Source organism: Psychrobacter sp. TB20-MNA-CIBAN-0197, assembly GCF_040309765.1.
Lineage (GTDB): Bacteria > Pseudomonadota > Gammaproteobacteria > Pseudomonadales > Moraxellaceae > Psychrobacter > Psychrobacter submarinus.
In genome coordinates, this window is the sequence record NZ_JBEOPC010000017.1 from 50,305 (window position 1) to 73,169 (window position 22,865).

Consider the following 22,865-nt stretch of genomic DNA (forward strand, 5'->3'; position numbering starts at 1 on the left):
ACTGCACGAATATATTAGCGTATCGGTTTTATTTAGAACTGACTATAGGTACAGCTATTTTTATAAAAATTAAGAGTTTATAAATGATCAATTGGATAGGTATTGCTGCCGTTAATATGGCTATCGCGGTTGCTCTAGGCGCGTTTGGCGCTCATGGACTCAAAAACTTGGTTGATGAGCAGCAGCTTGCTTGGTGGCATACCGCGACACTTTATTTGTTTATTCATGCGCTCGGACTGCTATTGGTTGGCATATTACTGCGCCTTAATTATGCCACTCAAGCGACGGCGTGGTTGTTACAGCTCGGAGTAATAGTATTTGCTGGTAGTCTCTACGCTATGACCTTAGGCGCACCGCGTTGGTTTGGCGCTATTACCCCGATCGGCGGAGTGCTGATGATAGCAGGTTGGTTGTGGCTTGCCATAACAGCTTTTCGTCTCGGCAAACCACTTTAATCATAGATTCGATATTAAATAAAATGGATACGTTAGATAACTAGGGAGCCCACTTTATGAGTACCATCACTGTCAACGGTAAGACCTTACAGACTACGCATCAAACCGTGCAGTTAGTAGTGAATGAGCTTGGCTTAAGTCAAGGGCGCTATGCGGTAGAAGTCGATGGAGACCTAGTGCCTAAAAGCGAGTTGGCACAAATGCGCGTGGTGGAAGGAATGACTATCGAAGTGGTACAAGCGGTCGGTGGTGGCTAAAATTCTTTATGTCCATAGATAGAGCTAAATGCCTATAAATCAAACTGGTAATTTTTAAACCTAAAAGACCTCAATCGTTTCATCGGTTGAGGTCTTTTTTGGGTTTTACGTTGATTAGCGCTACTGATTTTGCGCTACAAATTTAGTGAATTATCATCTTCTCTCTATTCTTCTTATTGGCTTTCCTTATTGTCAATATTGTTAACATTGTGAATGTTGTCACGCTAAATACAGCTGATTGACTGGCTCGGTATAGGCATAGCTAAGTTTTGGTATTATGTTTATTATCAGCTATGCGTACCACCAAACCAGTCAAAGCGTTTATGCTTGTACTATAAACCTATCTCAATAGGTAAGCTCATGGCTACATCGCTGAGGCAGCATCAGCAGCTTCGCTATTGTTATAGCTGTTGTCACGTCCAGTCGCGCGAGTCTTTTTGTCTTGTTGGCGGGTCTTATATTTACGTACTTGCCGCTCAAGCTTATCTGACATCTCGTTGATGGCTTTATACATGTCGTCATCTTGCGCCTGTACGAACATCTCTTGACCTGAGACTCGCATGATAGCTTCGGCTTTGTGGCTCTTTTTGCCGCCATCACTAGCGCCGCTATTGTCTAAAGACAAAATCACCTGAATGCTCTGAATCTGATCGAAATGACGCTCAATTTTTTCTAATTTTTCGCGGACTGCGGTATTCATGGCATCGGTAACACTGATATGGTGACCACTAATAGATACGTTCATATACTTGTCCTTATATTTATTACCACTTATAGTGAACTGATAGTACGGTAAACTAACCGGTATCAGCTGGAGCCATCGAACTGTCAAAAACTGATGTTAAAAGCTAATCTTAAAGAGCAATGACGATATAACCAATAGTGCATTCTATATAAAGTGTCGCTTTTTCAAATCTCCTTTTGTCAAAACTCATTATCGGTATCTACTGACACCTTAGAATGCCTTTGAATTCGTCTTTTAAACAGCTCCAAATCTTCGATCTTTAAAAGCTAAATGTCCTTCAGTTTTTGCTGTTGATGCCCTTCTAATTTGTCACGAATACCTAAGAGTAGCAAGACGCTATACTGTAATAAAATGTAAAGTTAACTGCTATATATTGCTAAAATCTATATAATCAAAAAATTTTATTTTTATTCCTAGCAACTATCATACCTTTTAAGCGACTATTCATTGACGCGCCTAGCACCACTGAAATCAGTATTTTTGTTTGCGCTGAGTGGAAGAACCGATCCCCATAGCTTCGCGATACTTAGCTACCGTACGTCTAGCGATGTCGATACCTTCTGCATGCAAGTGCTGCTGCAGGCGACTATCGGAGAGCGGTTTTTTTGGTGCTTCATTGGCGATGAGCTGTTTGATCATAGCGCTAATAGCGGTCGATGAGACATCGCCTTCACGGCTACTCACATGCGATGAGAAAAAGTACTTGAGTGAAAATAGACCTTGCGGGGTCAAGATGGATTTACTGGTGGTTAAACGGGAGACTGTAGACTCATGTAGTTCTACCTCTTCAGCGATATCCTTTAAGATCAAAGGCTGCATAGCAGAAGCGCCATGACGTAAAAACTCTTGCTGACGTCTGACAATACTCGTCGCCACCTTTAACAGGTTTTGGTTACGCTCCTCAATACTGCGAATAAACAGCTTGGCATCGCTGAGGTTTTCACGTAGATATTGATTGTCTGAGCTATCATCACCGCGTTTGACTAGATTGGCGTAGTCTTCATTTATACGCAGTTTCGGTAGTGTCTCTGGATTAAGACTGACCTGCCAGCGCTCATCGCTGACTGCTCTATCTGCTTCGAGCGCCGCTGAACGATGACGACGAATGGGAGTAACTAAGACATCTGGAATATCATAACTCTCAGGAGCCTGCTCATAACTGGACTGGCTACTTTGAAAGGCCAGACCCGGCGCAGGATTGAGCTGACGCAGTAAACTTAGCGCTGGGGTGATCTGTGCGGCTTTTAGGCCAGTCGCCTGAGTTAGCGCTTTAATATTGTTGCTCACTAAATGCTCGCTGGCAGATAGCAGAGCTTGCGCTTCGGCCAAATGCTCTGTATTGCGATCAAGTTTGCTAAGCTGAATGGCCAAGCATTCACTCAGATTACGCGCCCCTACCCCTAAGGGGTCACAAGACTGAATGACTCTAAGCATGACGGTTATTTCATCGTACTCTATTGGCTCTGGCCACTGATAAAAGCTTGCCATAGTGGCAAAACTCTGCAGCAAGTCATCGATATCTAAGCGGATAAAGCCCATCTCATCCATCGCATCGATGAGATAATCGGCGATCATAGTGTCGGTGTCTGATAAGCGTTTAAAATTGAGCTGCCAACGTATATAGTCTTGAATACTGGCGTTGGTTGTGCCTTGATAGCGCTCTAAATCATCAAAATCGATAGGGCTAGAGGCAGCTTGATCTGAGGGCGTTGCCGTAAAACTCGTCGTCTCAACAGTATGCTGGTCAGCGTAGGCGCTATCATAAGTAGGGTCAGCCATCGTCTCATTATCGATATCCATCGCGCTACCGTCGATATGGGCTTGCTGCAATTTATCGAAGCTGTCTACACTGTCTTGACTATCGTAACTGTCATAACCGTCATAGCTATCATCATTATCGTTAGTGCCACTGTTCCACATCTCAAGCGTTAACGGATCTTCAGCCATTTCTAGATCGCTGCTATCTTCGTCATAGCGCTCTTCTTCATCCTCAATACGCTCAAGTAGTGGGTTACTCTCAAGCTTGGCTTGCACCTCTTGTGCTAACTCAAGGCTTGAGAGCTGCAAGAGCTTGATAGCTTGCTGCATCTGCGGGGTAAGCTTTTGTGAGGTATTTAGCGTAGCGCCTAAGCCAAATGACATACTCATGAGCAGTTTATTGCACTCCAGTACTGATGTGGTTTTGATTCATAATCACGGTTGATAGCGACTTATCACTCTAATGGGTCATGACGATAGCATTTTTCATAGTCCTATTGCTATGATAATTTATAACATATATAGCGTTATAGTCCTTTTTATCGCTAAAAATAATATCTATTACTATTAAACGAGAAGCTCTATGAATAAAGTATTAAACGTCGCGGCGCTACAAATGAACAGTCAGCAAGATATCGAAGCCAATCTTAGCACTATTAAGGCTGGTATTGAGGAAGCGAGCACTCAAGGCGCGCAGCTGATCGTTTTGCCTGAGAACTGTTGTAGCATGGGTCGTCAGTTTGCCACTGCCGAGCGTTTCGAGTCGCTATCAGCGACGCTTGCTAGCTACGCGCGCGAGCACAACGTGCACCTGTTAGCCGGCTCGCTACCTTGCCCGTTTCGTCCGGATGGCGCGCTAGTTCCTGATGGTCGTCTACGTCAAGTCAGTCAACTGTTTGCGCCCGATGGTAGCCGGCTTGCTCGCTATGACAAAATTCATCTATTCACCGCCACAGTCGCCGATAAGCAAGGCAGCTATAACGAAGCGGCAACGTTTGAGCCGGGCACGCAAACTGTCGTCACCCCTATCGAAGTCGCAGGTGAGAGCTATCAGCTAGGAATGATGGTGTGCTTTGATTTGCGCTTCCCCGCGCTTGCTCAACGTTTGCGTCAAGCCGGTGCTGAGCTGCTAAGCGCGCCGTCTGCCTTTACTTATCTGACCGGACAAGCGCATTGGGAGCTACTGCTACGCGCGCGAGCGCTAGATAGTCAGTGCTTAGTCATAGGCGCGGCACAAGGCGGCGAGCATCATTATAAGGACGGGCAGGCGCGCCAGACTTGGGGACATAGTGCCATTACCGCCTTTGATGGCACGATAGTCGACAGCTACGAGAGCAGCGAGATGAAAACTGAGGATAAGCACAAGGATTACGCTTTAGTTTTCGCTAGTTTTGATAAGTCAACGCAGCAGCAAGGGCGCGAGAAGATGCCTATTTTTCAGTGTCATCGCTTGGCTTAATAGTATTTATAAGAATTGGGTGTAAATTTAATTGAAATAAAAACGTCATATTATCACGTGAAACTGGGATGAATTTTATGCAGCATCGAACGATAACAGCACGCCAGTAAAATTTATACTAGTCCCACGATCATAACTTATATATTAAACGCAGTTCATTTTTAATCTGACTATCACTCACTATCGTTTTGAGTAAGAGAGGCGCGCGGATGGGCGCGATCATAGACTTGGGTAAGCTTAGCAAAGTCTACATGGGTATAGATCTGAGTGGTGCTAATATCGCTATGACCGAGCATCTCTTGTACCGCGCGCAAATCACCACTGCCGGAGAGCATATGCGAGGCAAAGCAGTGACGCAGCAGGTGCGGGTAGAGGTTTTGTGCGATACCGGCGCGTTTGGCTGCTACTTTTAAACGCTGCTGTACGGCGCGAGTAGAGAGCCGCGTACCGAGCTTTTCACTAATAAATAAAGCGCTGTCTTGCCCCTCTACCCAAAGGTTACGATGCGGTAAGTAGCGCTTAATCGCTTCAGCTGCCTTATTACCAATTGGCACTAAACGCGTTTTGTTGCCTTTACCGGTCACTCGAACGCGCAAATCAGACAAATCGATATCTATCATATCGAGCGCCACCAGCTCGCCTACCCGTAAGCCACTGCTGTAGAGCAGCTCAAACATTGCTTTATCTCGCAGCCACAATCTCGCCTGCTCTGGCGTATCAGGCAGTTCTTGCTCTAAAAGCTGAGTGAGCAGATCAACATCAGCAATCGAAGGCAACGGCCGCGGACTGCGCTTGAGCTGATAGCCAGTCGTCGGGTTGATACGCGCTATGTCCTCTTCGATAAGCCAACTATAAAAATGACGGATCGCCGAGAGCTCTTGCTGCACGCTGGCTAGCGCAAGCTTATCTTCATCAAGACGCTGAGAGATATGCTGAGCTAATTGGCGCTTATCACAGCGCGTCCAACTCAGACGCTTACCGCGCAGATACAACGCTAACTGCTGAACGCCAGCGAGATAAGCTGTCAAAGTATGCTCAGAGTGATTGCGTACTGACAAGGTATTTAGCCAACGATGCACTGGCGTCAATAGCTCACGTAACACCGCATCGGTCTCTATATCCGTTGCCGGATTGACATAATCTTTGACGCTCATAGCTTTTCTCTTGATTGCTCTCTTAGTTGGTATCTTAAATACTCTCTTAGCTAGCCGTATTTAGCTTGGCGAATTAGGCTTGAGACCCGCTTGCGCCATAATACCATCGGGACTGAATACCCCTTCATATACAAAGGCAGTAGGACCGGTCATCATTACCGAATAGCCTGGCTGCCATTTGACAATCATACTACCGCCGTAGAGCTGCGCGCGGATATCCTCGCCTTCATCGAGCCAGCCTTCACGGATACCGATAGCGACTGCCGCACAAGCGCCAGTGCCGCAAGCTTGCGTCTCGCCCACTCCGCGCTCATACACCCGCAGACGGATATGACGCTGATTCATCACTTGCATAAAGCCGACATTGACCCGATCCGGAAACGCTCGGTGCGACTCAATGGCTTTGCCTAAAGTGGCCACTTCCGCATCTAGCACATCGTCGACCTTGATAACTGCATGCGGATTGCCCATATTAGCAACATAAAGCTGTACTGGTGTACCGGCGACATCGAGATGATAGGCGTTTTGGATTTTGGTGGTGGCTTTTGGGGTAAACGGAATCTCATCCGGCTCAAATTTAGGCTTACCCATATCGACCTCGACCCAACCATAACGATCAGTGGTCAAAGAGATGACGCCGCTCGCCGTCTCAACCCGCAAGCGCTGCTTAAATGACAGCTTACGTGCTTGCACAAAACGCGCGAAACAGCGCGCGCCATTGCCGCATTGCTCAACTTCAGTGCCATCGGTATTGAAGATGCGATAGCTAAAATCAACATCCGGGCGCATTGGCGGCTCAACGACTAGCAGCTGATCAAAGCCTATACCTAAGTGCCGATCGCCCAATAACTCTACCAACTCTTTGGTCAAATCTAAGCGCTGAGTCACCAAATCGATAACCATAAAATCGTTACCTAGCCCATGCATCTTTGTAAACTCTATCAACATATCCTTGTGTCCTATTCTGTTTTTATATGTCGGTTATATTAGCACGCTACCCTGCACAATGATAACTATCAGCGCGTGATGAATGGTAGAGACCGTCATGAAATACTCGTCATAAAATAGTCACCATAAAAAACCCACTGTCATCATGACAATGGGCTTTTAAAATAAATTTACTAAATCACTAGGAGCTTTTTAGCTCAGACTTTTACCATGGACATAGGGGCCGGCTAGTCATTTCGCTATTGATCTTGCCAACGCATCTCATCGCGGTATAAGTCTTCGATCGTCTCACGCTTACGAATCAACTGCTGCTGACTCTGTGCCACCATAACCTCGCTAGCACGCGGACGCGAATTGTAATTACTACTCATAGTAAAGCCGTAAGCGCCAGCACCAGTGATAGCCAAGATATCGCCTTCGGCAAGCGCCAATACACGATCCTTAGCCAAAAAATCACCTGTCTCACAAATAGCGCCAACAATATCCCAAGCCTTTGTATCGTCAGCTTGCATACCACCGTTAGGTAACTGCTGAGGAATCACTGCCATCTCTGCTTGATACAGCGCTGGGCGGATCAAATCATTCATCGCCGCGTCAACGATAGCAAAGTTTTTGTGCTCGGTCGGTTTAAGAACATCAACGCGAGTGAGTAGCACGCCAGCATTAGCAACCATACTGCGCCCCGGCTCAAAGAATACTTTGAGACCCAGCTCAGTGAGTTTCGGCAATAGCGCGTCGGCAAAATCAGCGATGGACACTGGCGACTCATCAATGTAGCGCACGCCTAGTCCACCGCCCAAGTCCACATGCTTGAGCGTAATACCTTGATCCGCTAAAGCCTGCACCAGCTCAATCACTTTGTCCAGTGCGGCTACAAAGGGCGCAACTTCGGTGAGCTGCGAGCCGATATGACAATCAATACCAACGATCTCAATATGTGACATCGCCGCGGCCTGCGCATAAACGTCAAGCGCCTGTTCATGAGCGATGCCAAACTTATTATCTTTTAGCCCCGTTGAGATATAAGGATGAGTCTTAGCATCGACGTCAGGATTGACCCGTAGGGATATCGGCGCTGGTGTATCTAGCTGGTCGGCTACTTCATTAATTAACGACAGCTCGCTGATGGACTCGACATTAAAGCAGCCAATACCTTGCTGCAGAGCAAATTCGATATCGCTGTATGTCTTGCCTACGCCTGAATAGACGACGCGACCCGCTTGGCCGCCTGCTGCTAACACGCGCATCAGCTCGCCGCGGGATACGATATCGAAGCCAGCACCAGCCTGCGCCAAGATGCCTAATACGGCCAAATTAGAATTGGCCTTTACCGCGTAGCATATTTGGTGCTCAAGGCTGGCAAAGCTATCGCTATAGGCTTGATAAACATCCAAGATCGCCTGCTTGGAGTAGACATAACAAGGCGTATCGTACTGCTTAGCCAAACCGCTCACGCTAACGTCCTCAATATACAGCTCGTTATTGCGATAGCTCAGCGCTGGCAGATGGGCGCTTAAAGCTTGAGGATCGATATACAACCCGTGCTCAGTTTGTACGGTAATCGCTTGGCTATCTGCCACAGTTGCCTGTCTTTGCGGCTCAGAGTTACTCATAGTCCTCTCTTTCATTCATTCAGGTTTTCAAAGGAAATTATCACATTATTAAACTTGCAGCATCGCTTAGCAATCAATCAATAATCATTTGCATCATCGCTTGGCTCAGGCAGCACTTGCTGCTCCTCAAGATAGCGTGTGCGCTTATACTCGTCATCATCTACTCCAGCAAATGCAGCATCTTGCGGCTGACTGGTACTGTCTAATACCTCAGCGCTGGTGATGAGCCCTTGCTCAGTATCTGCCAAGTATAGCGGGCCTTTTTGCCCGCAGCCGCTCAAACTCAGAGCCACTAGAGTAACCGCCATAGCAGTAAGTTTTGAAAATATAAAATTCGGTTTTAGAGTTTTCATAAGTGGTAAGCCATTAACCATGCATCACTGATTGCGCTAAAACTGCTTGCGCAAAATTCACAATCAGCTATTGATATTTTAACGCTAAATAATCCTGCTCGCTAACCGTACCATACCAGCCAGTATCGAGCATCAAATAGGCCTGTAATCATAGCATTAATTGGCAGCGATTGACTGTGTTTAGCGATAATTTTAGTTGCAATATTGACCTATCATTATTCTTTATAAATGCTACATTTAATGGGGCGTGTTGTACGTTCGGTTGTGGCACGCGCGGAGACTATTTTTTAGACACTCAGTGTACAGCTGTAACTAATACTTGACGGATGCTTGTCTTAAACCTTATAGTTATTGTGGTATAACGCTTAACCGCAAGTGTGGTAATTGTTCTAAAATATGCTACCTTGTCTTTAGCTTTAGCATTTTATTTTGCTTTAATCATTCAAATGGTTTAAATGATTGAACCCCTACTTATTATATGATTTATTATTCCTACCCATAATCCAACACCCACAACCCAACAGCCATAATCTAAGGATAGAGCATGAATGACAGCGTCAACCCCTCCGCTTCTAGCGATGAGAACTCGGACAACTCAGTATTAACCAATCCCACTTTAGTCCTCAACTGTGGCTCCTCTTCTATTAAGTACGCTTTGATCAGCGAGGATGAATCGACTCGTATCACGGGACTGGCCGAAAATTTAGGTCTCGATACCGCTCGTATCAAACATACCGCGTTAAATGGTGAAAAGCTTGAAATTGCTATTCCAGGTGGCCGTCATAAACTTGCCTTACAAAAAGTGCTTGAGCTCCTCGAGCAGTATCACTTTATCGCTGTCGGTCATCGCGGCGTCCATGGCGGGCGTGAATACTCAGAAGCGGTCAAAGTGAACGATCATGTGTTATCGGAAGTGAAACGTCTCAAGTCGTTAGCACCTTTGCATAACCCAGCTAATGCTCTAGGCATCGAAGCGGTACAAGCGATCTATCCTGATATTCCGCAAGTCGTGGTCTTTGATACTGCCTTTCACCAGACTATGCCGCCTGTGGCTTATCGTTATCCGATTCCAAAAGCGCTATATGAAGAAGAAAAAATCCGCCGTTACGGCTTTCATGGTACCTCGCACGCTTACGTTTCAGAACGTGCCAGCCAGCTCACCGAAGCTAATGGCCCGCAAGGCTGGTTGACTGCGCATCTAGGGAATGGCTGCTCAGCGACTGCCGTTTATGATGGCAAAAGTCTAGATACCAGTATGGGACTGACGCCGCTTGAGGGGCTGATGATGGGCACGCGTAGTGGTGATGTCGATCCAAGCCTACATATCCACCTAAAGCGTCAACTTGGTATGAGCTTGGAAGATGTAGATAAAATGCTCAATAGCGAAAGTGGCCTATTAGGTATCTCGGGTCTGTCTAACGACCTACGCACCGTCGAGCAAGCAGCTAACGAAGGTCATAAAGATGCCGAGCTGGCAATCGAGATGTTCGCTTATCGCGTTGGTAAGTATTTGGCGAGCCTCAGCTGCGCGCTACCTGAGTTTACCGGTATTGTCTTTACCGGCGGGATCGGCGAGAACTCAGCGACCACGCGCGCGCGTATCCTAAACGTGATGCGTCACTTCGGTATCGCGTTCGATGCAGACAAAAACAAATCGCTCGTTGGCGGCGCAGAAGGGCGCTTTGAGAGTGACGATAGCAGTATTGAGCTGTGGGTCATCCCAACTGACGAAGAGTGTCAAATCGCTAAAGAAACCCGTCAAACCTTGGGTCTAGACTAAAGGGTTAATAAAAAAGCGCTGTCGCTGTATAAGCATGGCGCTTTTTTTGACTGCGCAAACGGGTCTATTATTAGCTCAGTCTTTTATTAAGCCAGTTACTTGCTAGACTAGTCGCTTATTAGCAACAATAATAGCCGCCCATCATACATTCTCAGTCTTTAAAAATATAACAAACCGTAGGATACACTATGCAAACTATTTTATTGGTTCCTATCAGTCGCGGTATCGGCGTGACTTCAGCCGCTCTTGGCCTCATTCGCGCGCTTGATTATAACGGTATCAAAGCCGGCTTTATGAAGCCGTTTTTGCAAGACGATACGCTCGATAAACAAAACAGCTTGGACAGCTCAAGCGCCCTTATCATGCATGCGTTTGGCCTAACGCCGCCCAAATCTATCAACCGTCAGCGCGTTGAGCGCATGATCGGCGATGGTAATCTTGACGAGCTAATGGAAGAGGTTATTGGCAATTATCACAGTATTGATGGCGAGCCTGATGTGGTTATCTGTGAAGGCTTAGTGCCAACCACCGAAGCCTCTTACGCTTCTCAAATTAACCAAGCCATCGCCCATGCTTTAGACGCGAAGATTATCTTTGTCAGCACTGTCGACACCAGCAATCCTGCTTATCTAGCAGACAAGCTTGACGTGCACGCGCGCGAGTTTGGCGGTATCGCTCATGAACGTACGCTTGGCACTATCTTAATGCGCGTGCATGACGTGCCTAATACCTTTGAGACTCAGCCTGTCGCTCCTGGTGAGGCGGTAGTGAGCTTAGATGAAAACTTCATCCAAGAGGTGCAGCGCCTATCACCGCATTTTCATAGCGAGCGCTTCCGTCTCATCGGTGTCGTGCCATTTAGTGACTCGCTCTCCGTGCCGCGCACTTGGGATATCGCCGCTGAGCTTGATGCCACTTGGCTCAACGTCGGCGACGCCAAATCGCGCCGTATCAATGATATTAGCCTGACCGCACGCTCCGTTTCGCGCGTTGATGAGGTCTTTAAGCGCGGTACGCTCATTGTGGTGCCAGGCGACCGTGATGATCTACTGCTAGCAGCAGGCCTAGCTTGTATCAACGGCGTACCACTAGCAGGTCTAGTACTGACAGGCGGTGTAGTCCCTAACGAGACCGTAGCTGAGCTTTGGCAGTCGGCGCTGAAGACTGGCATTCCTGTCATGAGCGTCGAGACCGATAGCTTTGAGACGGTACAAAACCTACTACACATGAGTTCTGAGATACCAAGCGATGATACCGAGCGCGCAACCGATGTCGCTCGTTATGTTGCAGCACACTTAGATCTCAGCTGGATAAAAGAATACTTTAGCGGTGATTATGTCGCCCGTCTCTCGCCTGCTGCGTTTCGCCATCAAGTGGTCAAAAAAGCACAAAACGCCAAAAAACGCATCGTACTGCCAGAAGGCGCTGAGCCGCGTACCGTCGAAGCCGCCTGTATCTGTCAAAGCCGCGGTATCGCCGATTGTGTGCTGTTAGCGCAGCGTAGCGAAGTCGAACAAGTCGCCAAAAACCGTGATTTAGTATTGCCTGAGGGGCTTGAAATCATCGACCCTGCTAGTCTTGATATGAGCAAGTATATTGATGCAGTAGTTGAGCGCCGTAAAGGTAAAACGACCAGCGAGGTCGCTGCTGAGTATCTACAAGATACAGTCTATCTAGGCACGACCATGCTACAACTAGACGAAGTCGACGGCCTAGTGTCTGGCGCGATTCATACCACTGCCAACACCGTACGTCCCGCGTTTCAGCTGATCAAAACTGCGCCGCAATATTCCTTAGTATCGTCAGTATTCTTTATGCTGCTGCCTGAGCAAGTCGTCGTCTACGGTGATTGCGCTATTAACCCCGATCCAACTGCTGAGGAGCTGGCTGAGATTGCTATTCAATCGGCGCAGTCTGCTGCCGCCTTCGGTATCGACCCAAAAGTGGCGATGATCAGCTACTCGACCGGCTCGTCTGGTACTGGCGCTGATGTCGAAAAAGTCATTGCAGCGACGAAAATCGTCCGCGAGCGTGCCCCAGATCTAGCCGTTGATGGCCCATTACAATATGACGCTGCCTCTGTAATGAGTGTCGGTAAACAAAAAGCGCCAGACTCCAAAGTCGCCGGTCAAGCCAACGTCTTTATCTTCCCTGATCTCAATACCGGTAACACCACCTATAAAGCGGTGCAGCGTAGCGCCAACGTCATCAGTGTCGGTCCTATGCTCCAAGGCCTTAATAAGCCGGTCAATGACTTATCGCGCGGCGCTCTAGTCGATGATATTGTCTACACTATTGCTCTCACGGCTATTCAGGCTTATAGTGATTTGATTTAAAAGTATTTAAATCATTAGGGCGTGTTGAACATTCGACCTTGGCACTGACAGAGACTATTTTTTAGGCGATTTGCAGATAAAAATGGTAAGTTTAGTTGTTCTAAGCGTCTATTTTTATCAATAAAGCGGCAAAAAATAGTCCTGTCCCTATTGTTGTAGTGAGGGCTGATGCTAAAATCGCCCTAGTCGTTGGGAAAATCTAGCCAATGCAATAAGCATTACCTGCAATTTTCACTTAGACTAGAACTATTTTAGCGATCAGCAGTGCGCATTTGTGAATGTTCAACACGCCCTATTAGTTTTAAACAAAAGCGCTTAGCATCATTATGTTGAGCGCTTTTTTGATAGAGCTGATGATACCTGCTGATTAAGCAGAAATATCTATCGACAAACGTTATAATGATGCTATGACTAAACCTTTCCCTACTGCCATTCGCGCCTACTTGGGCGGCTCGTTCAATCCAGTACATAACGCTCATATTGAAATGGCGATGCAAGTCTACCACTCGCTTGCGCCGCTTACGGCCGAGCGAAACTGTGAGCTACAAGTGTCGTTATTACCCAACGCGCGTTCGCCTTTTAAATCACAAAGCCTAGCACCTAAGCATCGATTGGCTATGCTAAAACTCGCGGTGCAAGATACGCCCATACGCGTCGATGAGCTTGAGATTTGGCAACCCCCACCTGTCTATACTATCGATAGTGTGCGGACTTTACGTCAGCGCCATCCGCAAGATGTCTTGATATTTATTATGGGTATGGATAGTGCTCGTAGTTTAGATAAATGGAAACAGGGCTTACAGTTGACGGACTACGTTCATCTTTGGGTGTTTGATCGTAGTGCCGACAATGCCAGCTCCAATGCTAACCCTACAGACCCTAACTTACCGCATAAACCTTTTGATAATAGTAAAACCTTAAGTGATAAGCAGCGAGCTTTGCTCATCAATGAGCTACCTAATTCGCTACCGGCGCAAGTGGTTGACTCTATCAGCGAGCTGGTTACAACTTCTATTGACAGCTTAGCAGCCCAAAACTTAGCAAATAAAGGCTTGAAAACCTTACGCAAAGGACGCATTTATATAGACTCACGACCCGTACAGAAAGTATCTAGTACAAAGATTCGTAACCAACTCCTGACTTATTATACCGCCCCTATTATAAAAGATGGCTTGCTTAATCACTGCGAGTATCTATCCAAACACTTACATCCTGCAGTTTATGACTATATTGTGCAGCATAAGCTATATTCCGCAGACTAATTCCGTTAAAATCACCTTATTATAGTCGTCACCACTTATTTATGGCCGATGACGATTCACTTTTTATAGCGAATGACGATTAAAGAGATACAAATTTATGAGCAACACTATGACTAACGAACGTTTAGAAGAATGCTTAACGCTAGTAACCTCCGCTTTGGACGGTATGAAAGCCAAAAACATCACCGTACTTGATGTTGAGGATTTAACAGACGTCATGGAGCATATGGTTATCGCTGAGGGCACCTCCAAGCGCCATGTTCGCGCGTTGGCTGACAGCTTAGGCGCTGATGCTAAGCAAGCAGGCTTTATGCCATTAGGCCGCGAAGGTGGCACTGATTCTGACTGGACGCTGATCGACTTGGGCGCTGTCGTTGTGCACATGATGACGCCAGCTGCGCGCGAGTTCTATGACTTAGAAGGCCTGTGGTCATCGCCTGAGAGCTTAGCAGAATTAGTTGCCACGCCGCGTGAGAAAAAAGCCGGTCGCCGTAACTAAACGCAAAAAACTGACTAGCGCACTTAATAAACAGACTGGATAAAATATCCGGTCTTTTTTTATGTCATTGATAACTGGCGCTTTATATAAGCAACAAAGTTAATCAAACACAAAACCATTACACTTTGCGATACTATAGCCTTATTCACGTGACGATCTGCTAGGACATTCAATGAACGCCGCCAATACAGACTCTACTTCTCAAAACTCTCAAAGCGCAGCACATGACTTTAATCAACCGCTACCCCTACATATCGCCACTTTAATCGATGTGCGCGCAGGCAAAGCCATGCCCTTCGCCCGTGAGCAAATGAGCGCTATCGATAAAGCACCGATCAAAGCGCCCGTTGCGGTCAATTTTATGGGCCTTACAACTGATGAACAAGCCGACCGTAAGCATCATGGTGGCCCGCTAAAAGCGATGCATCAACTGCCGCCTGCGACTTACGAGCAGATTAACGATGAGTTTGATCTAAACGTGCGCGTGGGTACACTGGGCGAAAACATTATCACTCAAGCGGTCAATGACTTACCAGAGATGACGGAAGCTACGGTTTGTATCGGCGATGTCTATCAATATGGTGAAATCGAAGACACTGAAAGCGTGCAATTACGTATCGTACAACCGCGCCGTCCTTGCTATAAAATCAACGACCAAATTGGGCAGTTTAAAACCAAGCAACTCCCAAATATCGCGTCTTGGGTCAGTAAACAAGGTATCGCGGGCTGGTATTTTGAAGTAGTACGCGATGGCACAATTGATGCGGATTTACCGGTCTATTTGGTAGAGCGTCCCTATCCGTTTGCCACGCTAGAGGCGCTATGGCAACTGGCTAATTCAAAAGAAAAACATGATGCTGAAGTGATTGAGCCTTGGCTAGCTATTGAGTGTTTGGAGGAGAGTTGGAAAACAGTGCTGCAAAAAAAGATTAAAAAGAGCTGAGAGATCGCTTAACCTATTAAACTAAAAGGCTTTTATGATCCACGCTAAGTTTAAAATAATTGTGCTTATTCTTAATACTTTTATGTGTCTAAGGGGCAACTCATGAGCCCAACAAAGACAGAAAATATCAGCTATCTACAAGCCATAGCCATCAGCGTCGGCGCGATTATCGGCTGGGGCGCTTATGTGATGCCGGGCGATTTATTCTTACCCGAGTCGCAGCTACTGGGCTCATCCGTCGCCATTCTTGTCGGTACTCTAGCGATCTATATGGTCGCGCGCGCTTATATTAATCTGCTGACCCAAACCCCAGAGCATGAGTCCGGCGGTATCTATTGGATCGAAAAATATATCAATCGCAAACATGCCTACGTCTATGGCTGGGGTGTGGCAATAGGCTATATCTCCATCGTCGCGCTCAATATCTCTGCCGTGGCGCTCTTATTGAGATATCTGTTGCCTAGTAGCTTACAGATCGGCTATTTGTATAGCATTGCTGGCTGGGAGGTCTACGCCAGCGAGGTATTTGTGTGTAGCGCGGCGATTATTTTATTTAGCTATATTAACCTCAGGGGCGTACAAGTCAGTGCCAAGATTCAATTATATATCGCCCTGTTTATGATTGTCTCGGTCACCGCGCTGTTCTTTGGCTCACTGTGGGCCGTGCCAATGACACAGACCTTTTTGCCAACGGACATGCCCAGCAGCTCTATTACCAGCCTCGTTTGGCTACCGATTCTCGCCGTGATGCCATGGGCGTACGTGGGCTTTGAGACCACGCCGCAGATCTCCAAAGCCATTAGCGACTCTAAGACTAAAACCAAAAGTATTATTCTCATCTCCCTTATCGCGGGCGTATTGTTCTACTTTTTGATCAACTACTTCACGGCGCTAAATATGAGCTTTGATTACCAAGCGATTCAGAATAGTGGCTGGGCGACAGGCGAAGGGATAGAGAACCGTATTGGCAGCATTGGCATTGGGCTACTATCGATCGCCATGATCGGCTCGATACTTAGCGGTATTAATGGCTTTATCTTATCTTCCGTCAAGCTTTTAGAATCCATGGGTGAGTCGTCCTTATTACCAAGCGTGTTCACGGATAAGCGCCAGCGTTTTAGTAAGACCAAAGCGGTGACCATCATCGCCATCGTTTGCTTATTTTCGCCGTGGCTCGGTCGCAACTACTTGCTCGATATCGTCAGTATGGCATCATTAGGCATTACCGTTGGCTTCGCTTATGTCACCATGGCTGATCTACTCAACGAGCGCCGAAAGAACCAAGCAGGTATTCTAAATTATTTATCAGTGCTGATTAGTATGGTCTTTATATCCTTGCTACTGCTGCCCTTCTCGCCTGCGGCACTGTCGTTAAACGCTTATATCTTATTAGCGGTATTTATCGTTTTGGGGGCGATTGGTTATAGAAAAATTGTTTATGCGGGTAGTGATAGTAGTAATTAAATATCCCCTTTTATACAGAGCAATTCATGGTTAATAATATCTCCTTTTCAAAATTAGTATCAGCATCAACCTTAGGATTAGCCCTATCCTTAGTCAGCTGCGTAACGACGAACAATGTCCAACCTGTTATCACTGAACCTTTTATTATCGATAGCGAGACCTATCAAGCCACAGGTAAAAGCGAGCGCATTAAAACGATTGTGCTGCACTATACCGTCAGCGACAACGCGCGCTCCATCAAGCTATTAACTCGCGGCAAAGTCAGCGCGCATTACCTCGTTATGGATAAGAATGACAATAAGATATATAGTCTTGTGCCAGAGAGCGAGCGCGCTTGGCACGCCGGCGACGGCGGTTTTGCCGGTCGAACGATCCTGAATGACACGTCTATCGGTATTGAGATCGTCAATAAAGGTATCAAACCTCAATATCGAAACGCCCTCAAAAATAGCGAGCTTGACTATCATCCTTACTCTCATTTCGTCGAATTTGATGAGCTACAAATCAAAAAAGTCGCGCAATTGGTGCAAGATATTGCGCAGCGGTATGACATCTCCCCCAAAAACATCATCGGTCACGCGGACCTTGCCCCCTCGCGCAAGATTGACCCAGGTGCTAAGTTCCCTTGGCAGCGACTGTACAGCGAGTACGGTATTGGCGCTTGGTATGATGAGGCTGATAAGCAATATTTTATGCAGCAAGTTCAGCTAGCTACCCCAACGATACGGGAGGTCAAGCAGGCCTTTCGTGATTATGGCTATCAGATGAATACTACAGATGTGTGGGATAAAGAGAGCCGCAATGTCATTTATGCCTTTCAGTTGCATTTCCGGCCGCTAAAGCCAACAGGCATTATGGATATCGAGACCTATGCTATCCTAAAAGCACTCAATAAAAAGTATGTGGGACGTGACGATTTTTACTAGCCTGAGTGATCAACTATTAATCACGGACACTCAAACCATAACAATAACGAAAAAGGACATCTTATGAGCACCCTATTTAGCGTCAATTTAAACAAACTCGCCTTAATCCGCAACTCGCGTGGCACCGACTACCCTAATCTATTGTACTTTGTAAAAAAGCTGATTGATCTAGGAGTTAAAGGCTTTACCGTGCACCCACGGCCCGATGAGCGCCATATCCGCTATCAAGATGTTTATGATATCAGTGAGTATCTCAAAGATTATCAAGATATCGAATTTAATATCGAAGGCAATCCGAATGAACAATTTTTAAAACTCATTCGCGAGGTCAAACCGCATCAATGCACCCTCGTACCCGATAGTGAAGACCAGCTGACCTCTGACCACGGCTTTGATATTATCAAATATAGCGACATGCTGTCCAAACTCAGCCATGAGCTTGAAGGCTTTGGCACACGCTGCGCCGTATTTATCGACCCTGATATCGAGCAAATAAAAGCGGTCATCGCTAGCGACGTACAAACGATAGAGATGTACACCGAAGAATGGGCGCGCGCTTATGAAGATAAGAAGGATAACGACAGCAGTAATAACGACAGTAACTTTGCTGCAGTCAAACAGCGCTTTGACGATTGTATTAACCTCGCTAGCGAAAACGGTATGCGCGTCAACGCCGGACACGATTTAAATTTAAACAATTTAGCCGATTTGCTAAGCCTTGGTGATATCGCGGAGGTGTCGATTGGTCATGCCTTTACTATTGAATCGCTAGAGCAAGGCATGGATAACGTCGTGCGTCAGTATTTGCAGATTTGTGGATAGAACGTTTTGATAAAACAGGTACGTTATGAGCTTACGTATTCACGCGCTGTTTCATACCGATTATGCGGATCTAAGCTTTATCAAACAGTGGGCGCGCGCGCATAATCATCCGATCACCGTTAGTCGCTCCTACGATAACGACAACCTGCCAACGCTAGATAGCTTTGATTGGCTCATCGTGATGGGTGGGCCAATGAGCGTTCATGATGAGGATAAATATTCTTGGCTCATTAAAGAAAAGCGGCTGATAAAACAAGCCGTTGATGCCGGTAAAACAGTCATTGGCATTTGCTTAGGTGCGCAAATCATCGCGCATTGTTTGGGCGCTGAGGTGAAACCGTCTGGAATCAAAGAGATTGGCTGGTTACCGATGCAATTGACCGAAGCAGGTCAAGCGCATCCATTATTACAAGATCTACCCAAAGACTTTACGGTGTTTCACTGGCACGGCGAAGGTTTTGACTGTCCCAAAGGCGCAAGCATTATTGCGGAGACGCAGGCTTGGGCAAATCAAGGCTTTATCTATCAAACGCCAAAACATAAACAGCGTGGCACTTGGGTACTCGCTTGGCAATGTCACTTTGAAGCCACCAAAGAGAGCTTACCTAAAATGGTCTCCAATGGTAATGCGGCTATTCAAAGTGGACTGAAAGACTATCCCGAAACGGTACAAGCACCGGATGAGATATTAGTGCTAGGCGATAAATATATTGAAGAGAATAACGCCAGACTTGCCACTATGTTTAATCGAATAGCAGCGTCAGCAAATAAATAGTATAAGGAGTCAGTCATGAGTCATTCACAGCAAGATGAGCAGCAAAAACTTGAAGAGTATCTAGAAGCAAAGGCTAAAGAGGAGAAGGAAAGTCAGCAGCAACAAGACGCTGAGTCGCTGTCTGAATATGAGGCTTGTGTGCTTAGGGAAAGTGCTCGGGTAAAGGAGTTGATGGCTGAGGCTCGGAACAAAGCTCAAGATAAATAATGGGGCTGTAGTAGATAAGCACTATGCTAGACTACTTTTATGAAGATAACCCGTTGTAAACTAAGTAAAAAAGTACAGCGAAGGCTGTTAGAGTTTTTTACAGCTGAAGTGACTGCTAGAACAGCCGCAGATTTGCTTGATATTCAGCCTAACACTGCTGCACTTTTTTATCATAAAATAAGACTTGTGATAGATTACCATCTCTCATTACAAGCTGATGAGCTTTTTGATGGCGAAGTCGAATTAGATGAAAGTTACTTTGGTGGCGTACGCAAAGGCAAAAGAGGTCGCGGGGCTGCTGGTAAAACCGCTGTATTTGGTATTCTAAAACGAAACGGTAAGGTTTATACCATTGTCGTAGCAGACACCAAACAAACCACCCTAATGCCTGTCATCAAGCGTAACATCAAGCCTGACAGCTTTGTTTATACGGATAGCTATCGAAGTTATAATGCATTAGATGTGAGCGAATTCAAACATTTCAGAGTCAATCACTCTAAAGAGTTTACTTGTGGTAAAAACAATCACATCAATGGCATTGAGAACTTTTGGAACCAGTCTAAACGAACTCTAAGAAAGTATAATGGGATCGATAAGAAGAACTTCCATTTGTTTTTAAAAGAGTGCGAGTTTAGATTTAACTATGGCTCACCATCTAATCAGCTGAAAACCTTGAGAAAATGGTGTGATATTTAATCCTTATCTACTACAGCCCCTAAATAATTGAAATATCCTTTCTCCTTAGCTCGTTTGTTTAGGGTAGAATTAAGTTTGTAAAATTTAAGAATGCAATACTAAATATATATGACAAGTAGGGCTTACCATGAGCGCAGGCTTAATCAAACATCTAAGAAAGAAAACTGATGAAGACAGCAATACTAGAATATTAATTTCGCAATGGGAGTTTGATGAAAAGCTCGTCGGTAAGTCGCTGGAAAATGTGGGCAGTTATTATCCGCACTTTAGTAGTCATAACGAATCGCACTCACAGCAAATCCTCGTCAATATCGAACGTCTACTTGGTAACAACATTGAAAAGCTGACAGCAACAGACACATGGTTAATCTTGGAAGCGGCTTATTGGCATGATATTGGTATGTTATTTAGTGCTGATGAAGTCCAACAGGTATTCAAAGAAGACGGCTTTAAAGAATATGTTGAAAGCCTCGCAAATGATAATACGCAAGACTTACATGATTTTGCCAAAGTGTGGCATGAAGATGGTTGGAATAAAGCACTTGTCAATCATTCAGACCCACATACGGGCGTTGAAAAGTATCGCCAGATGATCGCTGAATGGTATCGTCGTGGTCATGCTAAAAACTCAAATTCCGTGGTTTTGGATCCCTTTGAGAAACTTGGTATTAGCTCTCCTCGAACCGAACTTCTCCCAAAACGTATCTATCGTTATCTTGGTCAAATATGCTGGGCGCATGGGCTTGGTTTTGAAGATTATGTAATGAAAACTCTACCCTTCCGTCAAACCGGTATGGGTACAGAAAACTGTCACCCTCGTTTTGTCGCTTGCTTACTACGCTTAGGTGATTTATTTGATATTGATGACAACCGCTTTTGCCCTGTCATGTCTAAGCAAGCAGGAAATAATATGCCATCTCTTAGCAAGACACATGAACAGAAGCATCAAGCTATTCGTGAATTTCAATTAGATAATGAAACTGTTAGCGTGACTGCTATCTGTAGTACAGAAATGGCATATATTGAATGTCGTAGATGGTTTGATATGATTCAGAGCGAAATTCAAGATCAAATGTCACAATGGAAAAATATCGTACCGCATCGTGATTTTGGCTTATTACCAACTATTAATAAACTCGATGTTGAAATGGATGGCTCAAAGATTTTGTTGAATGATAAACCGATGAAATTTTCATTAGATGAACGTAGCGCTATTGAGTTATTGCAAGGTAATAACTTATATAAAGACGATATGAGTATATATCGTGAGCTGATCCAAAATGCTATTGATGCAACAATGATTAGAGTTTGGCTAGAGCATGGACAAGAGCACAGCACTAGAAAACTACCTAAAAACGCTAACCCTTATGACAAAGATACTCGTGAATTATTCGCAGACTATCCTATTACTTTAGATTGTAAAAAAGTCGCTGACAATAAAAACTCAACATTATGGGAGTTCAGCATTGAAGATAATGGTGTTGGTATCTCTCGTAAAGATCTTGAGTATATGCAAAAAATAGCAGGTTCAAAGAAGAATATAGAGAAACGAAAAATAGTTCGGCAAATGCCCGAATGGATGCAACCTTCAGGTGAGTTTGGTATTGGACTGCATAGCGCTTTTCTTCTTATGAAAAATTTGCCGATAGAAAAACAGAAGATTACTATTTTCACCAAAAGTCGCCTTACTCATGAAAGTTTAAAACTAGAGCTGCATTCACCCCTATCAGGTAAGGCAGGTTATTGTTTCATCACTGAGGTAGATGACTTAAAATCATACGGAACTAAACTAATAGTCAATGAATTATTTGAGAAAGACATTGAAAAGTATTTGAAAGACAGAGTGTTTGCGTACTCTAAGTACATAAAGCCAAGTGCACTTTATAGCTATCAATTTGGTAGTTATAGTGCCTTAGAGAAAGTTTTTTCAATATTTAAAAAAATATCTAATGAACTAGTTACTTTTGGTGTATCAGAAAAAATTAAAAGCATTATAAAAAAATCAAATTATTATTTAAATGAACTTAACTATCATAACAATAATAAAGTAGCGTACTGGGACGAAGAAAACAAATCTGCCTTAAATATAAGGATACTTAAAGAGAAAGACTACGAAAGTAATTTCCGTGTTTTCTCTAAATTTCCATCTGGAAATTTAAAAATATATTACAAAGGACAATATGTATGCTTAGTAAATACATCTGATAGGCATTCATCGGATAATTGGAATTTTTTACAGTATCCATTTATAGAGTATTCTTTAGATATCTATAATGTCGATGCTTCTAAAATCCTCACACTTAGTAGAGACAATATACGGGATAATCAAGACCTATTAGACCTCTTGCAAAAGTCATAATTTAAGCTCGGAATTAATGATACCAGCAAACAGCTTCATTCTAAGATCATAGCG

Annotated in this window: 21 protein-coding genes; 15 read left to right on the top strand and 6 right to left on the bottom strand. The window is 45.1% G+C overall.

What is annotated here, in order from left to right:
- Positions 1 to 83: 83 nt before the first annotated feature.
- Both AAEY83_RS07105 and thiS read left to right on the top strand, forming a co-directional pair.
- The gene (locus tag AAEY83_RS07105; RefSeq protein WP_025645013.1) at positions 84 to 455 is read left to right on the top strand and encodes a DUF423 domain-containing protein; all 372 of its coding nucleotides are present in this window, start codon (positions 84 to 86) and stop codon (positions 453 to 455) included.
- Between the two features lie 56 nt (positions 456 to 511).
- Positions 512 to 712 carry a sulfur carrier protein ThiS gene (thiS, locus tag AAEY83_RS07110; RefSeq protein WP_025645011.1) on the top strand — a complete coding sequence of 67 codons (201 nt, stop codon included), beginning with the start codon at positions 512 to 514 and terminating at the stop codon, positions 710 to 712.
- 364 nt (positions 713 to 1,076) lie between these two features.
- Here the strand turns inward: thiS and hpf are convergent, their stop codons facing one another.
- Positions 1,077 to 1,457, bottom strand: a complete 381-nt coding sequence (hpf, locus tag AAEY83_RS07115; protein ID WP_025645009.1) for a ribosome hibernation-promoting factor, HPF/YfiA family — start codon at positions 1,455 to 1,457, stop codon at positions 1,077 to 1,079.
- A gap of 471 nt (positions 1,458 to 1,928) precedes the next feature.
- Positions 1,929 to 3,599, bottom strand: a complete 1,671-nt coding sequence (gene rpoN / locus AAEY83_RS07120) for an RNA polymerase factor sigma-54 (RefSeq protein ID WP_413771571.1) — start codon at positions 3,597 to 3,599, stop codon at positions 1,929 to 1,931.
- Between the two features lie 199 nt (positions 3,600 to 3,798).
- Here rpoN and AAEY83_RS07125 point away from each other — a divergent pair, with 199 nt between their 5' ends.
- Entirely contained in the window at positions 3,799 to 4,674 is an 876-nt protein-coding gene (locus tag AAEY83_RS07125) for a carbon-nitrogen hydrolase family protein (RefSeq protein WP_025645005.1), read from the top strand.
- 173 nt (positions 4,675 to 4,847) lie between these two features.
- Here the strand turns inward: AAEY83_RS07125 and AAEY83_RS07130 are convergent, their stop codons facing one another.
- The 4 genes from AAEY83_RS07130 to lptM all read right to left on the bottom strand — a co-directional run bounded on the left by AAEY83_RS07130 (position 4,848) and on the right by lptM (position 8,742).
- Positions 4,848 to 5,828 (bottom strand): tyrosine recombinase XerC, encoded by a 981-nt coding sequence (locus AAEY83_RS07130; protein WP_025645003.1) that lies wholly within the window; start codon positions 5,826 to 5,828, stop codon positions 4,848 to 4,850.
- Between the two features lie 60 nt (positions 5,829 to 5,888).
- Positions 5,889 to 6,776 carry a diaminopimelate epimerase gene (gene dapF / locus AAEY83_RS07135; RefSeq protein WP_025645001.1) on the bottom strand — a complete coding sequence of 296 codons (888 nt, stop codon included), beginning with the start codon at positions 6,774 to 6,776 and terminating at the stop codon, positions 5,889 to 5,891.
- 239 nt (positions 6,777 to 7,015) lie between these two features.
- A complete protein-coding gene (gene lysA, locus AAEY83_RS07140) occupies positions 7,016 to 8,389 on the bottom strand; it encodes a diaminopimelate decarboxylase (protein WP_025644999.1) in 1,374 nt (457 codons plus the stop codon).
- 77 nt (positions 8,390 to 8,466) lie between these two features.
- Positions 8,467 to 8,742 carry an LPS translocon maturation chaperone LptM gene (gene lptM / locus AAEY83_RS07145; protein ID WP_025644997.1) on the bottom strand — a complete coding sequence of 92 codons (276 nt, stop codon included), beginning with the start codon at positions 8,740 to 8,742 and terminating at the stop codon, positions 8,467 to 8,469.
- Positions 8,743 to 9,286: 544 nt separating this feature from the next.
- Between lptM and AAEY83_RS07150 the strand changes: the two genes are divergently transcribed.
- The 12 genes from AAEY83_RS07150 (at position 9,287) to AAEY83_RS07205 (ending at position 22,811) form a co-directional block, all read left to right on the top strand.
- Positions 9,287 to 10,522 (top strand): acetate/propionate family kinase, encoded by a 1,236-nt coding sequence (locus AAEY83_RS07150; RefSeq protein WP_025644995.1) that lies wholly within the window; start codon positions 9,287 to 9,289, stop codon positions 10,520 to 10,522.
- A 188-nt stretch (positions 10,523 to 10,710) separates the two neighbouring features.
- Positions 10,711 to 12,858, top strand: a complete 2,148-nt coding sequence (gene pta / locus AAEY83_RS07155) for a phosphate acetyltransferase (RefSeq protein ID WP_025644993.1) — start codon at positions 10,711 to 10,713, stop codon at positions 12,856 to 12,858.
- A gap of 407 nt (positions 12,859 to 13,265) precedes the next feature.
- Positions 13,266 to 14,120: a nicotinate-nicotinamide nucleotide adenylyltransferase gene (locus AAEY83_RS07160; protein WP_037058909.1), complete on the top strand. Its 855-nt coding sequence runs from the start codon at positions 13,266 to 13,268 to the stop codon at positions 14,118 to 14,120.
- A gap of 109 nt (positions 14,121 to 14,229) precedes the next feature.
- The gene (gene rsfS / locus AAEY83_RS07165) at positions 14,230 to 14,619 is read left to right on the top strand and encodes a ribosome silencing factor (protein WP_025644991.1); all 390 of its coding nucleotides are present in this window, start codon (positions 14,230 to 14,232) and stop codon (positions 14,617 to 14,619) included.
- Between the two features lie 172 nt (positions 14,620 to 14,791).
- On the top strand, positions 14,792 to 15,562 hold the full coding sequence (locus AAEY83_RS07170; protein WP_025644989.1) for an MOSC domain-containing protein: 771 nt from the start codon (positions 14,792 to 14,794) through the stop codon (positions 15,560 to 15,562).
- A gap of 102 nt (positions 15,563 to 15,664) precedes the next feature.
- Complete coding sequence (locus AAEY83_RS07175; RefSeq protein WP_025644987.1) at positions 15,665 to 17,026, top strand: APC family permease; 1,362 nt, start codon at positions 15,665 to 15,667, stop codon at positions 17,024 to 17,026.
- A gap of 26 nt (positions 17,027 to 17,052) precedes the next feature.
- On the top strand, positions 17,053 to 17,952 hold the full coding sequence (locus AAEY83_RS07180) for an N-acetylmuramoyl-L-alanine amidase (RefSeq protein ID WP_025644984.1): 900 nt from the start codon (positions 17,053 to 17,055) through the stop codon (positions 17,950 to 17,952).
- A gap of 63 nt (positions 17,953 to 18,015) precedes the next feature.
- Positions 18,016 to 18,774: a pyridoxine 5'-phosphate synthase gene (locus AAEY83_RS07185; RefSeq protein ID WP_025644982.1), complete on the top strand. Its 759-nt coding sequence runs from the start codon at positions 18,016 to 18,018 to the stop codon at positions 18,772 to 18,774.
- A 25-nt stretch (positions 18,775 to 18,799) separates the two neighbouring features.
- Entirely contained in the window at positions 18,800 to 19,549 is a 750-nt protein-coding gene (locus AAEY83_RS07190) for a type 1 glutamine amidotransferase (RefSeq protein WP_025644980.1), read from the top strand.
- Positions 19,550 to 19,564: 15 nt separating this feature from the next.
- Complete coding sequence (locus AAEY83_RS07195) at positions 19,565 to 19,756, top strand: hypothetical protein (protein ID WP_025644978.1); 192 nt, start codon at positions 19,565 to 19,567, stop codon at positions 19,754 to 19,756.
- Between the two features lie 39 nt (positions 19,757 to 19,795).
- Positions 19,796 to 20,452 (top strand): IS1595 family transposase, encoded by a 657-nt coding sequence (locus tag AAEY83_RS07200; RefSeq protein WP_029374364.1) that lies wholly within the window; start codon positions 19,796 to 19,798, stop codon positions 20,450 to 20,452.
- A gap of 127 nt (positions 20,453 to 20,579) precedes the next feature.
- Positions 20,580 to 22,811 carry an HD domain-containing protein gene (locus tag AAEY83_RS07205; RefSeq protein ID WP_025645646.1) on the top strand — a complete coding sequence of 744 codons (2,232 nt, stop codon included), beginning with the start codon at positions 20,580 to 20,582 and terminating at the stop codon, positions 22,809 to 22,811.
- Positions 22,812 to 22,865: the final 54 nt, after the last annotated feature.